12 protein-coding genes are annotated in these 12,833 nt (G+C 65.9%); 1 reads left to right on the top strand and 11 read right to left on the bottom strand.

The features are described from left to right. Window position 1: 1 nt before the first annotated feature. The 8 genes from ACIGJE_RS09150 to ACIGJE_RS09115 form a co-directional block, all read right to left on the bottom strand. A complete protein-coding gene (locus ACIGJE_RS09150) occupies window positions 2-700 on the bottom strand; it encodes an SDR family NAD(P)-dependent oxidoreductase (protein ID WP_483679867.1) in 699 nt (232 codons plus the stop codon). After that, window positions 697-1,218 carry a MarR family winged helix-turn-helix transcriptional regulator gene (locus tag ACIGJE_RS09145; RefSeq protein WP_149253889.1) on the bottom strand — a complete coding sequence of 174 codons (522 nt, stop codon included), beginning with the start codon at window positions 1,216-1,218 and terminating at the stop codon, window positions 697-699. Before ACIGJE_RS09145 ends, ACIGJE_RS09150 begins: the two co-directional genes overlap by 4 nt. Then, window positions 1,215-2,858 carry an ABC transporter ATP-binding protein gene (locus ACIGJE_RS09140; RefSeq protein ID WP_483679864.1) on the bottom strand — a complete coding sequence of 548 codons (1,644 nt, stop codon included), beginning with the start codon at window positions 2,856-2,858 and terminating at the stop codon, window positions 1,215-1,217. The genes ACIGJE_RS09145 and ACIGJE_RS09140 overlap by 4 nt, the downstream gene beginning before the upstream one ends. A gap of 144 nt (window positions 2,859-3,002) precedes the next feature. After that, window positions 3,003-4,361 (bottom strand): MATE family efflux transporter, encoded by a 1,359-nt coding sequence (locus ACIGJE_RS09135; RefSeq protein ID WP_367625191.1) that lies wholly within the window; start codon window positions 4,359-4,361, stop codon window positions 3,003-3,005. 96 nt (window positions 4,362-4,457) lie between these two features. Then, the gene (locus ACIGJE_RS09130; protein WP_311942831.1) at window positions 4,458-5,771 is read right to left on the bottom strand and encodes an MFS transporter; all 1,314 of its coding nucleotides are present in this window, start codon (window positions 5,769-5,771) and stop codon (window positions 4,458-4,460) included. 193 nt (window positions 5,772-5,964) lie between these two features. Beyond that, window positions 5,965-6,912, bottom strand: coding sequence for a DUF6282 family protein (locus tag ACIGJE_RS09125; protein ID WP_483679861.1), 948 nt, complete (start codon window positions 6,910-6,912; stop codon window positions 5,965-5,967). Between the two features lie 46 nt (window positions 6,913-6,958). Continuing rightward, a complete protein-coding gene (locus tag ACIGJE_RS09120) occupies window positions 6,959-7,879 on the bottom strand; it encodes a cupin domain-containing protein (RefSeq protein WP_367625194.1) in 921 nt (306 codons plus the stop codon). A 133-nt stretch (window positions 7,880-8,012) separates the two neighbouring features. Beyond that, entirely contained in the window at window positions 8,013-8,795 is a 783-nt protein-coding gene (locus ACIGJE_RS09115; RefSeq protein WP_149253883.1) for an IclR family transcriptional regulator, read from the bottom strand. Window positions 8,796-8,909: 114 nt separating this feature from the next. On the opposite strand from ACIGJE_RS09115, the gene ACIGJE_RS09110 reads away from it, so the two are divergent. After that, the gene (locus tag ACIGJE_RS09110) at window positions 8,910-9,695 is read left to right on the top strand and encodes an HpcH/HpaI aldolase family protein (RefSeq protein WP_367625195.1); all 786 of its coding nucleotides are present in this window, start codon (window positions 8,910-8,912) and stop codon (window positions 9,693-9,695) included. A gap of 28 nt (window positions 9,696-9,723) precedes the next feature. Here the strand turns inward: ACIGJE_RS09110 and ACIGJE_RS09105 are convergent, their stop codons facing one another. From ACIGJE_RS09105 to ACIGJE_RS09095, 3 genes are read right to left on the bottom strand one after another with little or no spacing between them, the layout of a single operon-like run. Beyond that, on the bottom strand, window positions 9,724-10,002 hold the full coding sequence (locus tag ACIGJE_RS09105; protein ID WP_149253881.1) for a DUF6460 domain-containing protein: 279 nt from the start codon (window positions 10,000-10,002) through the stop codon (window positions 9,724-9,726). A 2-nt stretch (window positions 10,003-10,004) separates the two neighbouring features. Beyond that, window positions 10,005-11,675, bottom strand: coding sequence for a cisplatin damage response ATP-dependent DNA ligase (locus ACIGJE_RS09100; protein WP_415080349.1), 1,671 nt, complete (start codon window positions 11,673-11,675; stop codon window positions 10,005-10,007). Then, window positions 11,672-12,712 carry a ligase-associated DNA damage response exonuclease gene (locus tag ACIGJE_RS09095; protein WP_483679858.1) on the bottom strand — a complete coding sequence of 347 codons (1,041 nt, stop codon included), beginning with the start codon at window positions 12,710-12,712 and terminating at the stop codon, window positions 11,672-11,674. The genes ACIGJE_RS09100 and ACIGJE_RS09095 overlap by 4 nt, the downstream gene beginning before the upstream one ends. Between the last annotated feature and the right edge of the window lie 121 nt (window positions 12,713-12,833).

The raw sequence follows: 12,833 nt of genomic DNA, 5'->3' as shown, positions 1-12,833 counted from the left end.
GTCAGTAGGACTCTTCGAGCTGGCAGTTGATGGTGAATTCGGCGACGCTGGCTTCGTTGGGCAGGTCGATCAGCATGGCGATGATGCGGGCGAGATCATGCGGCGAGGTCATCTTCTCGGCCGAGCGGTCGGTCAGGCCGAGAGCCATGTCGGTGGCGACGAAGCCGGGACAGATCGCGGTGGCGCGGATACCGCGCTCGAAGCCTTCGTGACGGATGCCGTGCGCCAGGGCGACGGCCGCATATTTCGAGATGGAATAGAGCCCGGCCCGCGAGGATTTGACCCGCTTGCCCGACAGCGAGGCGATGACGATCACCCGCCCGCTTCCACTGGCGGACAAGGCCTGCCAGGCCGCCTTGGCCAGGCGCCGCGGCGCCTTGACGTTCACGGCCAGCATGGCATCGAGATCCTCGTCCTCGGCCTCGATGACGTTCTTGGGGATCATGATGCCGGCATTGGCGACGATTGCGTCGATGCGCCCGAAACGCCGCAGGGCAGCCTCGGTCCAGTCCGCCTCCGCCTGGGGATCGGCGGCGTCATAGGCCTGCAGATGCACGCGGTCCGGATCCGCCCAGGCGGGCTGCTCCGGCCGCCGCATGCCCAGCGAAAGCCGCCATCCCCGGCTGGCGAGCTCGGCCGCCACCGCCTGGCCGATGCCCCGATTGGCGCCCGAGATCAGGGCCACCCTCTGCTCGCTCATGCCACCTGTCCTTCCTTGTCGGCACTGTTCTGAGGCGGCATGCCCACGAAACGGCAATAAGCCCGTTTCAGGATGTCCATGACCTGTCTCTGCTCATGTTCGGGGATGAAGTCGAAGAAGCGTTTCGACTGCTCCGTCGCCAATACACGCACCTTGGCGGCCAGCTCGGCGCCGGCCGGGGTGATGTAAAGTTCGTGGGCCCGGCTGTCGTCGGACGAGATTTTGCGGGTGAGCAGCCCCTGCTCGATCATGTGGTCGACCAGCCGCCCCATGGCGGAGCGGTCCTTCATCACCAGATGGGCGATCACCGAGGGGCGGATGCCGGGATGGCTGTCGACCAGCAGCAGCGTGGTGACCTTGCCGGTGCCCTTGGCCACTTCGAGGCCGTCGAGCCATTCGTCGAGGTCTCGCGACACCGCCAGGCTGATCACCCGGATGTAGAAGCTGAGCGTATCCTCGAGCACATCGAGATCGATATGCGCGGGCAACGTCGGCGGTTTGGCCCGTTTTACCTTCATGCGGCCGGCTCCCACTCGCTGCCCGGAATGGCCGCCACCAGACGCTTGGTGTAGTCGTTCTGCGGTCTGCGGAAGACCTGCGCCGGCGGCCCGGATTCGACGATCCGGCCCTTGAACATCACCGCGACCTCGTCGCAGATCTGGCTGGCAACGCGCAGATCATGGGTGATGAAGATCATGGCCAGATGCATCTCCTTCTGGATGCGGGCCAGCAATTGCAGGATCTGGGCCTGGATCGAGACGTCGAGCGCGGAGACCGCCTCGTCGGCAATCAGCAGGACGGGGTCGAACATCAGCGCCCGGGCAATGCCGATGCGCTGGCGCTGGCCGCCGGAGAATTCGTGGGGAAAGCGGTCATAGGCGCCGGCATCGAGGCCGACGCGAGCGAGCAGGCCGACCGCCTTCTCCTTGGCCTTGCCGGCGGCCATGCCCTGTGCGATGGGCCCGACGGTGAGGATGCGGCCGATGGTATGGCGGGGATTGAGCGAGGCGTAGGGATCCTGGAAGATCATCTGGATGCGCGGGCGCAGCGGCCGGAACTCGTCCTCACGCAAGGGCGCGATATCCCGCCCCTCGAACAGGATGCGGCCGCCATCGCTGCCCATCAGCTTCATCAGCACCCGGCCCAGCGACGACTTGCCCGAGCCCGATTCCCCGACCAGCCCCAGCGTGCAGCCCTGCCGGATCGAGAAACTCACATCGTCGACGGCGCGTACCGGCGTGCCCTTGGCGAAGAAACGCCCCTGCCCCTGATAGGTCTTGCGGATCCCCTCCGCCTCGAGGATGACAGGGGGCAGAGCGGCAGGCGCGGCATCATCGGCCGCCATGCGTGGCACGGCCGCGATCAGCGTCCTGGTATAGGGATGCTGTGGCTCGCGCAGGACCTGGGCCGCCGTGCCCTGCTCCACCAGCCGGCCCTTTTCCATCACCACGACCCGGTCGGCAATCTCGGCCACCACGCCGAAATCATGGGTGATGAACATCACGCTCATGCCCTTGCGGCGCTGGATCTTGCGGATGAGTTCGAGGATCTGGGCCTGGGTGGTGACATCGAGCGCCGTGGTCGGCTCGTCGGCGATCAGCACGTCCGGATCAAGGGCGAGCGCGATGGCGATCATCACGCGCTGGCGCTGGCCGCCGGAGAGGCGGAAGGGATATTGGTGGCGGATGGCGGCCGGATTGGGTAGCCCGACCTCGCCGAGCAGCTCGACGACCTTTTGCTGCCGCGTGGCGGGCGTACCCACGCCATGCGCCTCCATCGCCTCGGCGATCTGGTCACCGATGGTCATCAGCGGATTGAGGGCGGAAAGCGGATCCTGGAAGATGATCGAGACGGCCCGGCCGCGCAGGTCGCGCAGCCGTTCTTCCCGGGTCGCCAGCAGATCCATGCCCTTGAACAGGATGCGCCCGCCCGTCACCGTCAGCGATGACGACAGCAGCCCCATGATCGTGTTGGCGGTGACGGATTTGCCCGAGCCGGATTCACCGATGATGCAGAGGATCTCGCCGGCCTTGAGCTCGAAGGAGATGTTCTCGACGGCGTAGGGCCGTTCCATGTTGCGCGGCAGGCTGACGGTGAGCTTGTCGACCGACAGGATGGTGGCGCTCGGGGTTTTCGGCTCGGCGTCGGAGACCAGCATCGTGACCGTCCTTCCCAATCACCGGCGGGACATCAGCACCCCGCCCTCGATATAGTGGACGATTACAACTAATTTTGCCGGCGAGGCCAAGCGAAAATTTCAGGCAACGAAGGTATCGCAATGCCGCAATCCGGAGCAGCCCGCTCAGGCGGCCTTGGTCTGGATGCCTGAAAAGGAGCCCGGCAACAGGCGGAAATAGGCCAGTCCCTGCCCGGCGCCACGCGCCACCAGGAAGCCGATCAAGGCGAGCCACAGGCCGTGATTGCCGAGAGGCTGCAGCAACCACCACAGCCCGAAATAGCAGGCGAGCGCCACCGCCATCAGGTTGCGCATGGCTGCATTCCAGGTGGCGCCGACATAGACGCCGTCGAAGGTGAAGGCGAGCGCGCCTGCGATGGGCGTGACGGCAGCATAGGGCAGGAACTGCCGGGCCAGCTCGCGAACCGAGGTGCTGGTGGTCATGAAATCGATGAAGGCCCCGCCCGCCGCAAACAGCACGGCGGACATGCCGATCGCCAATCCCAGGCTCCAGATCACCGAATAGCGCACCGCTTTTTCGAAGGACGGCCGATTGTTGGCGCCGATCGAGCGCCCGCTGAGCTGCTCGGCCGCCGTGGCGATGCCATCAAGGAAATAGCCCCCGACCAGGAAGAAATTGTTGAGGATGGCATTGGCGGCCAGCGTCACGTCGCCAGCCAGCGCACCCTGGCGCCCGAAGAAGACGAAGGCTGCCAGCAAGGCGAAAGTGCGCAGCATGATGTCGCGGTTGATCGCGATCATGCGCACGAATTTGGCCCTGTCGAAGACGAGGGACCGCGGCACGCCCAGATTCCCGCCGAAATGGGCAATCACTACGGCCAGGCCGGCGACGACGCCGGTGGTTTCCGCCAATGTAGTGGCCCAGGCGGTACCGGCGACGCCCCAGCCCATTCCCAGCGTGAACAGGATGCAGAGCAGGATGTTGACGACATTGATGCCGATCTGCAGCAACAGGCCGGTGGTGGTCCGTCCCAGGCCGATCAGCCAGCCGAGCACGGCATAATTGGCGAAGGCGAAGGGAGCGGACCAGATGCGGATGGCGAAATAGACCTCCGCCGCATGGGTCACCTCGGGCGAGGCGCCGAGGAGCGGGAAGGCGACCGCCGCAATCGCGCGCTGCAGTGCCACCATGGCGAGGCCGAGCACGCCCGCCATCACCAGCGCCCGCAGGAACACCGCCCGCTGCTCCAGCCTGTCGTCGGCGCCGACGGCCTGCGCCGTCAGGCCGGCGGTACCCATGCGCAGGAAGCCGAAGCCCCAGAACAGGAAATCGAACAGGAGGGCATTGAGCGCCACCGCCCCGAGCAGGGCCTCACTGCCGATCTGGCCGATCACGGCGGTGTCGACCAGCCCGAGCAGCGGGGTGGACAGATGGGCCAACGTCATCGGCGCGGCGATGCCGATGACGATGCGGTGGCTGACGGGAACGGGACGGATGGGGGCGTCGATCGAAGCGGCGGGCATGGGCGGTGATTTTCCTCGCGCCTTGGTAGCCCCAATCAAGAGTCATTCCAAGGTGCCCCGCCCAAGATACCCCCGAGCCGATTTGCCCGCCCCCCGTTACGAGCCGTTCCCGGGAACCGGTTGCGCCAGGCGCAACGCACCTTGCTCGGCATTTTCCTTCTCGACCTCCTCGGTGAGTTCACGGCCCCGCGTTTCCGGCAGCAGGGCGATGGCGAGGAGCACGAAGAAATAGGCGCTGACGGCCGTGACGGCCATGGCGTCGCGCAGCAGGAGATGGCCGCCTGCCGTCATCAGGCCGATGACCGTGGGAAAGAAGGCGCCGGCGGCTCGGCCGAAATTATAGGCAAAGCCCTGGCCGTTGCCCCGGATGGCGTTCGGGAATAATTCGGTGAAATAGGGCCCGAGAGCGCTGTAGATGCCAAGAGCCGCAAAGCCCAGCACGAAATCGAGCGCGAACATCACCACCCCGCCACCCGGCAGATAGAGGAAGGCCGGAATGAAGATCCAGTTCAGCAGGGCAAAGAGCAGGAAGTTGCGGCGGCGGCCGATGGCATCGCACAGATAGGCGGCGACGATATAGCCGACGAAGGAGCCCACGGTGAGGACGAACATGTGATAGCCCACACCCACGGTGGAGATTTCCCGCACCGTCTTCAGGAAGGTCGGCAGCCAGATCACCATGGAAAAGCCGCCCGCCTGCACGCCGAAGGCCAGGAGTGAGGTCAGGCAGGTGGTGCGCAGATAGCGCCGGTGGAAGATCATCAATGGGCTCGCCGGCGCCTCCCCGGCTTTCACTCTCCTCTCCCGGGCCGCCAGGAAGACGGCAGGCTCGGGCACGCCGCGCAGGGCGAGCAGGACCAGAATGGCCGGCGCTGCCCCGAGCCAGAACATCCAGCGCCAAGCCTGGGTATCAGGCAGCGTCGCGAACAGGATGGAGGAGAGGATCGCCGCGATGGCATAGCCGATCGCATAGGCGCTCTGCACGGTGCCGACGGCCTTGCCGCGATATTCGGAACGGATGATCTCGCCCATCAGGACCGAACCGGCAGCCCATTCGCCGCCGAAGCCGATGCCCGACAGGATGCGGGCGGCAAGCAGTTGCTCGAAGGAGTTGCAGAAGCCACTCAGCACGGTGAAAAACGAAAACCAGAGGATGGCGAGCTTCATGACGCGCACGCGCCCGATGCGGTCGCTCAGGATACCGGCCGCCCAGCCGCCGATGGCGGAGGAGATCAGGGCCGAGGTTCCGAGAAAGCCGGCCTCGGCATTCGTCATGCCCCATACCGCGATCAGGGTCGGAATGAGAAAACTGTAGAGCTGGGTGTCGAGCGCATCGACGGCCCAGCCGCCGAAACAGGCATAGAGCGTCTTGCGCTCGGTGCGATCGAGACTGGTAAACCAGGTGAACATGCATTCCTCCCTGCTTCCGGCCTTATGTTGGAGGCTGCGCGTCCGACCGTCCTGGCAGAAGCGAGCAATGGGCCGGTTATGTCGATAGGCCTTGAACCGGCGCTGCGTGAGCATCGGATATGCGTCTGCACTCGGCGGCCCGAAAATGCCGCCGAAACTCATTGCGAAATTCAAACTTGCGTCAGGCGTAGGCTCAGGCCGCCTGGGAAACGAGTTGCTCCAGCCCGAGCACATGCGCCGTGTTGGTCGAGACCATCCGGCGGATCGCCTCGTCGGAATAGCCGAGTTCCAGGCACAGGCGCACGCCGCGCCGGAATCCTTCCAGCGGGCTGAACACGCCGACCTGCCCGAGATCCGAACACAGGATGGTGCGGTCGACGCCGGCCGCTTCGATCTGCTGGCGCAGATCCTCCGCCGAGCGGGTCTTGAACTTCGATCCTTCCAGGAACATGCAGAGCGAGTGCTCCACATAGGCGCCCATGGCGGCGATCTCCTTCACATCGTCCAGGCTCGCGCCGACGATGTCCTCCGGATGGGTGAAGATCAGGCGCTCGACGCCGCGGCGCCGCGCTTCCTCGAACAGGATCCAGGTCTCGCTGACATGGAGGTGGCCGCTGGCAAGCGCCATGCCGCTGCGGGCAATGACGTCCAGGACTTCCTTGACGTCGTCGAGCACCTGCCTGTTGGCATCGAGGACCGGGACCGCCCGGGCCGGCCGCATCTTCTGGGTCGACGCCGGATGCGACCAGGAGGAGGTCTTTTCCCATTCGAGATGGTTCTCGGCGGCCAGTGTCGGCATCCAGACGATCTTGCCGCCCATCGCCGCGGTATGCTCGACGGCGTAGGGATTGATGCCTCCCACCACATTGTTGAGCACGATGCCGGAAAAGACCTTGGTGGTGAGTTCCGGATGATGCTGGGAAATCAGGGCCGCCGTCGCAACGCCGGCATAGTCGTGATCCTTGGTGATCACCGCCGCAAAGCCCGCCTCCGACATCTGGCGGGCCAGTTCCAGATGGTCGAGCCCGCGCGGCGCGATCGAAGGCCCGCTATGGACATGGGGATCGATCGCCCCCTTGAGCAGCGCGTCGATGCGCTTGGTATCCCCGGCCGATCCGGTATCAATGGTCAGTGCGTCCATGGTACTGCCTCCTTCGTCCTGCCTGCTCTACTGCGCGATCGGTGCGTCAGGACGGGGTCCCGGCACCCTCGGCCGGCATCGGATAGTCGGCGGCGTTCAGCACCCAGCCGGGCTTCAGCGAAAAATCCCGGCGCGGCGGGCAGAAGATGTCGACGAGCTGATTCACCCCGGCGAGCATGCCGCGGGAGGTATGGATCGCCGGCGGCGGGATCACCATCACCGAGGGCGCTTCGCAATATTCGTGCTGGTCGTCGCGCCAGGCGTTGAGATCCGTGGTCCAGGGCCAGCGCAGATGGTGGGTGAAGGCTCCCTCCAGCGCGAGGGAGATCTGTTCGAAATCGTCGTGATGATGCGGCGAGAGCTTGGTGACGTCGCGCGGCCCGTGCTGCACCGGCAGGACGTTGACCATCATGGTCGAGCCGCGCCAGATGCGCCCGAACCGCCCCGGTTCGTCCGGCACGTCGAGCGAATAGACATGAAGCCGCGATCCGCCCGCCGCTTCCGGCCAGGGCTGGAAGGGCGCCACATTGGGATGCGGCGTGTCATAGGATGCCGCGTTCGCACAGCGGGCCACGAGATCCCCGGCCCTGGTGGTGAACAGGCGCACGACCGGCCCCGATCCCACGATCCGGATCGTGCTCGGGCCGGGCGGAACGAAGGCAATCGAATAGCCTGGCACACGCGTCTTGCCATCGGCGGTCTCGACCTCGGCGCTGACGGCGGCATCGGGCAAGAGCAACACATATTCGTCGGGCTGCGCGGCGCGGGAGAAACAGGCGCCATCCCGCGCTTCGCTATAGGCGACCACGCAATGCTGGCTGCGGATGAGCCAGCTGCGGCCATTGGCATCGTCCTCCTGGGGCGGGGCCTCATAGAACTTGCCGCAATCGGCGCCGGCGAAGGCGGTCGCCATTGGCCCGGCCTGGACCGACGCCAGCGTCGAACGCGGATCCGAAGCATCATACATGGCAACCTCCCAGCGGCCCGGCGCAGGTCACGCCCAATCAGCCATTTTCCTTTTTTTGTTTCGTTAACCGAAACGGTGTTCTATTTATTTTTGAAGCAAAGTCCTCCCTTGTCAAGAGGGCCGCCAGCGGCCGTCAATCGAGCACGTAGCCCAGCGCTTCGGAAACCTGCTTTGCGGCCCTGACCGTCCGCTCGATCTGCTCGGCGGTGGGCGTCTCGGTGATGAACTGCACGGAATCGACGATCGCCAGCGTCCCGACCAGGGAGCCGGCTGCATCGAAGACCGGGGCCGCCAGCGCATTGAGGCCGATCAGGATCTCGTTCGGCGCGATTGCCCAGCCGGCCTGGCGCACGCGCTCGATCTCCTTGCGCAAACCGCCGGGCGTGACGATCGTCGCCTGGGTGCGGCGCTCCAGGCGCATGCCGAACACGGTGGCCCGCAAGGCGTCATTGCCGAAGGCAAGGGCGATCTTGCCCTGGGCTGAACTGTGAAACTCGAGCAGGGACCCCGGCCGGACGCCAATCTCGACGGTGGATTTACCCGGGACGGTGGTGAGCACGCGCACCCCCTCCGCTTCCAGCTGGGCGATCACCGCCGAATGGCCCAGGCTGTCGCGCAATTCCCGCAGGGCCCGGGCGCTGGCCGAGACGATGTCGCGCCCCTCCCCCACGGCCTGCCCCAGCTTGATCAGGCGGCTGCCGAGCTGATAGCGCTCCGTCTCCGGCAGCTGGACGATGTAGCCATGCTGCACCAGCGTCTGCAGATAGCGCCAGATCCGGCTCTTGGTGGTCTCCAGGGCGACGGCCATCGCCGACACGCCCATGGGCCGCCCCTCCTCCGCCAGCAGTTCCAGGATGCGCATGGCCAGAACCACCGCCTGCACGCCGTCACCGCCCGGGCCGCTAACACGAGGCATTCTTCAGTTCCTCACGAGGCAGGGCAGGCCCGGCCATTGACACGGGCGCCCTTTAGGTTGAACCTAATCATAGAAACAATGTTTCGACTATCGAAACAAGAGAAAATCATCGCCATGCACGACAATGCCCCCGCACGCCCGGCCGACGCCTTCCGCCAGCGCCTGCTGTCGCGAAAGCCCCTGCTCGGATCGTTCATCAAGACACCCACCGTCCACGCGACCGAAATCCTCGGCGATCTCGGTTTCGACTTCGTTGTCGTGGACGAGGAACATGCTCCCTTCGATCGCGGCCAGACCGAACTGATAATGCTGGCCGCACGCGCAGCGGGCACCGCCGCGATCGTCCGCGTGCCCGAGATCGCCCGCATCCTCGGTGCCCTCGACGATGGAGCCGCGGGCGTCCTGGTTCCGCATATCTCCTCCGCGGCGAGGGCCCGCGAGGCCGCCGCGGCCTGCCGCTATCGCGGCGGCCGACGGGGCTTTTCCAATTCGCCGCGCGCCGGGCGCTATGGCGGCCTCGGCATCTGGCCGCATGTCGACCGGCAGGACGCCCATGTCAGCCTCATCGCGATGATCGAGGATCCTGAAGCGCTGGCGGAGATCGATACCATCCTGGCAACCGAGGGCCTCGATGCCGTCTTCATCGGGCGGGGCGATCTTACGGTAGCCCTGCAGGCCGAGAGCCCCGAGGCGCCGCCGGTACAGGCTGCCGTCGAGACAATCTGCGCCGCGGCCGAACGGGCGGGCAAGCCAGTCTGCATGATGGTGGCCAACGCCGCCGAAGCGAAGCGCTACCATACAATCGGCGCCTCTACCTTCATCGTGGCCTCGGACCAGGCCTTCATGCGCAGGGCGGCGGCCGAAAGCCTGGGCAGCTTTGCCAAGGAATTCGCCGCGTAGCGACACCCGGCGACAGGGGTGTGCCGTTCTATTTGCGCCCGCCGGAGGGGGCGGATTTCAACAGGCGCAGCACGAGCCAGATCGGTACCACGATCACCGCGCCGAGCAGGAAATAGCCGAACAGGTCCTTGATCATGCCGAAACCCTGCGCCGAGAGGCGCTCGAGGAAGTGCCGAAGCCTGGCAAGGAGTTCCCAGGGGGTGAGGTCGAGCCAGGCCAGCACGAGGCCCACGGCAACAGAAACCACCACCAGCTTGATAATCGTGCCCATCACCGAGCCGCCCATGAACTTCTCCAGCCCAGCCATAGCTAATCTCCTGTCGTACCAGCCCCTATTTCGGGCGTGACGGCCGTGCGGTCAAGCAGGGCAGTGAGGCTTTCCAGCCTGTCGGCCTCGCCGGGCGGCTTGTCCCAGCGCAAGCGCGCCAGCCGAGGAAAGCGCATGGCGACGCCGGATTTGTGGCGACTGGAGCGCGCCAGTCCCTCGAAGGCGACTTCCACCACCAGGCCTTTGTCTGCGGTGTGGACAACTTCCCGCACCGGGCCGAAGCGGTTCACCGTGTTGTTGCGGACGAAACGGTCGATGTCGCGCAGTTCCTCGTCGGTGAAGCCGAAATAGGCCTTGCCGACCGGCACCAGCTCCTCGCCCTTCCACACGCCGAAGGTGTAGTCGGAATAGAAGGAGGAGCGCTTGCCATGCCCGCGCTGGGCATACATCAGCACCGCGTCGATGCGGAACGGCTCACGCTTCCATTTGAACCACAGCCCCTTCGGCCGGCCCGGCACATAGAGGCTGTCGCGCCGCTTCAGCATCAGCCCCTCGACCGCCTCGGCATCAGGACCGGCCCCGGCGTTGGCGGGATTCTCCCGGGCCAGCGCCAGGGCATCCGGTGCGGCGAAGGCGACCAATGGCGAAAGGTCGAGACGCGGGCAAGCCAGGCGTGCCACGAAGGCTTCCAGCCGCGCACGCCTTTCGATGAAGGGACGGTCACGCAGGTCCTCCTCCCCTTCGGCCAGCAAATCATAGGCCCTGATATGAGCGGGATAGTCGGCGATGAGCCTCGGCGTCACACTCTTGCGGTTGAGCCGCTGCTGGAGAGCGTTGAAATTCTCGATGCGGCCTTCGCCATCCTCGCCGAGCCGCCGCACCAGCAATTCACCGTCGATGGCGCCCTCGAAATCGAGGGCCTCGACGAGATCGGGAAAGGCCGGGGCGATATCCTCGCCGGTGCGCGAATAAAGGCGCAGCATCGGCCCGTTCGCGGTGCGCGCGCCGACGGCCTGGACGCGAATGCCGTCCCATTTCCATTCCGCCACATGGCTGTCCGGCAGGATGGCCGCAAGATCGCCCTCCTCCAGGGCATGGGCCAGCATCACCGGCCGGAAGGGTGCCGGATTGCCGCTCTCGGGCCGCTCGCCCTTGCCTTGCGCCCAGGCAAACAGGCTCTCATAGGGCGGCTGCAGGCCGGGCCAGGCCAACTCGATATCATCAGGGGACAGGGCGCCCAGCGCGGCCACGGCGCTCTTGGCGAGACGGGCGGAAGCTCCGATCCTGAGCGCACCCGTGATCAGCTTGAGGAAGGCCCACCGTCCTTTCTCATCCAGCGCGTCGAGATGGCGGGCGATCAGCGCCGGCATTTCCGAACGGCCGGCCTGGCTCAGGGCCTCCACCACTTCCGACAGGCTGGGCGCATGGTTCATGCCCGGCCGGGCCGGCCACATCAGCGCGATGGTTTCGGAAAGATCGCCGACATAGTCGTAGGACAGCGCGAAGAGCTCGGGATCGGCGCGCTCACCAATCAATTCACGCAGCAGGGCCGGCTTGGCGTTGCGGAAGGACAGCGCCCCGGTGATCGCCGCCAGCGCATAGCCGCGGTCCGGATCGGAGGTCTCGCGGAAATAGCTGGTCAGCAGGCGCAGCTTGGCGTTGCGGCCCGGCTCATAGGCAAGGCGGTCGAGCAGTTCGGCGAAGCGGTTCATGCCTCCTCGGCCTCCTCGTCGCCATAGCCGATCATGTGCAGGGGCTGGGCCTTCAGCCCCTGGCTGCGGGCCCAATGCACCAGCGCGTCCTCCTGGCCATGGGTGACCCACAGCTCCGAACAGCCCGTTTCCAGGATCGAGCGCTGCAGATCGGGCCAATCGGCGTGGTCGGAGATCACCAGCGGCAGCTCGGCACCGCTCTGGCGCGCCCGCGCCCGGATGCGCATCCAGCCCGACGCGTAGACGCTGAGGGGATCCGGCATCTTGCGTGACCAGACTTCCTGGGCTGCGCTGGGCGGGCAGAGCACGATGGCACCGGCCAGTCCGGCCGGCTTGACGTCGCGCACCAGCTGCAGCGCCCCGAGTTCGATGCCGAAATCCTGATAGAGGCGCGTCACTTTCTCCATGGCGCCATGCAGATAGATCGGCGCCTGATGCCCGGCATGGCGGGCCATGGCGATGATGCGCTGCGCCTTGCCGAGGGAATAGGCGCCGACGAGATGGGCCCGCTCGGGAAACAAGGCCAGCGAATCCATGAGCTTGCCGATCTCATGCCGGGGATCGGGATGGTGGAACACCGGCAAAGCGAAGGTGGCTTCCGAGATGAAGACGTCGCAGGGCACCGGCTCGAAGGGCAGGCAGGTCGGATCGGCCTGGCGCTTGTAATCGCCCGAGGCGACGATGCGCAGGCCCTTCGCCTCGAAGGCGATCTGCGCCGAGCCCAGCACATGGCCGGCGGGATGGAAGGTCGCGCTCACACCGCCGAGACCGATCGTCTGCCCGAGGATGGCGGTCTGGCGGGTCTCGCAAAAATCCTCGCCATAGCGCGCCGCCATGATCGCCAGCGTCTCGGCGGTGGCCAGCACCTGGCGATGGCCGGCGCGGGCATGATCGGAATGGGCATGGGTGATCAGGGCCCGCTCGACTGGCTTGATGGGATCGACATGGACGTCCGCCGGTGGGCAGTACAGCCCCGACGGCGTCGGAATCAGCAAGTCCGAAGGCCGCATGGCGAGAACATAGGGTGAAAGCGGCATGGGGCCAAGGTGTCGTCCGCAACCCCGCTTCGGGCAGCCTCGATCTTTGCAGGGTATCGGCGACGCGGACAGGATGACAGCGCCGCATCCATGCGATACCGGAAGAAGCCACCCTGGAGAT

Source organism: Labrys sp. E2SS-1L, from assembly GCF_057073705.1.
Note: the sequence above shows the minus strand (reverse complement) of the source record. Positions and strands in the feature narration are given on the sequence as shown.

What these genes read in the sequence shown, in the direction of transcription:
- ACIGJE_RS09150 (WP_483679867.1), bottom strand. Translation starts at nt 700, where the DNA reads ATGAGCGAGCAGAGGGTGGCCCTGATCTCGGGCGCCAATCGGGGCATC.
- ACIGJE_RS09145 (WP_149253889.1), bottom strand. Translation starts at nt 1,218, where the DNA reads ATGAAGGTAAAACGGGCCAAACCGCCGACGTTGCCCGCGCATATCGAT.
- ACIGJE_RS09140 (WP_483679864.1), bottom strand. Translation starts at nt 2,858, where the DNA reads ATGCTGGTCTCCGACGCCGAGCCGAAAACCCCGAGCGCCACCATCCTG.
- ACIGJE_RS09135 (WP_367625191.1), bottom strand. Translation starts at nt 4,361, where the DNA reads ATGCCCGCCGCTTCGATCGACGCCCCCATCCGTCCCGTTCCCGTCAGC.
- ACIGJE_RS09130 (WP_311942831.1), bottom strand. Translation starts at nt 5,771, where the DNA reads ATGTTCACCTGGTTTACCAGTCTCGATCGCACCGAGCGCAAGACGCTC.
- ACIGJE_RS09125 (WP_483679861.1), bottom strand. Translation starts at nt 6,912, where the DNA reads ATGGACGCACTGACCATTGATACCGGATCGGCCGGGGATACCAAGCGC.
- ACIGJE_RS09120 (WP_367625194.1), bottom strand. Translation starts at nt 7,879, where the DNA reads ATGTATGATGCTTCGGATCCGCGTTCGACGCTGGCGTCGGTCCAGGCC.
- ACIGJE_RS09115 (WP_149253883.1), bottom strand. Translation starts at nt 8,795, where the DNA reads ATGCCTCGTGTTAGCGGCCCGGGCGGTGACGGCGTGCAGGCGGTGGTT.
- ACIGJE_RS09110 (WP_367625195.1), top strand. Translation starts at nt 8,910, where the DNA reads ATGCACGACAATGCCCCCGCACGCCCGGCCGACGCCTTCCGCCAGCGC.
- ACIGJE_RS09105 (WP_149253881.1), bottom strand. Translation starts at nt 10,002, where the DNA reads ATGGCTGGGCTGGAGAAGTTCATGGGCGGCTCGGTGATGGGCACGATT.
- ACIGJE_RS09100 (WP_415080349.1), bottom strand. Translation starts at nt 11,675, where the DNA reads ATGAACCGCTTCGCCGAACTGCTCGACCGCCTTGCCTATGAGCCGGGC.
- ACIGJE_RS09095 (WP_483679858.1), bottom strand. Translation starts at nt 12,712, where the DNA reads ATGCCGCTTTCACCCTATGTTCTCGCCATGCGGCCTTCGGACTTGCTG.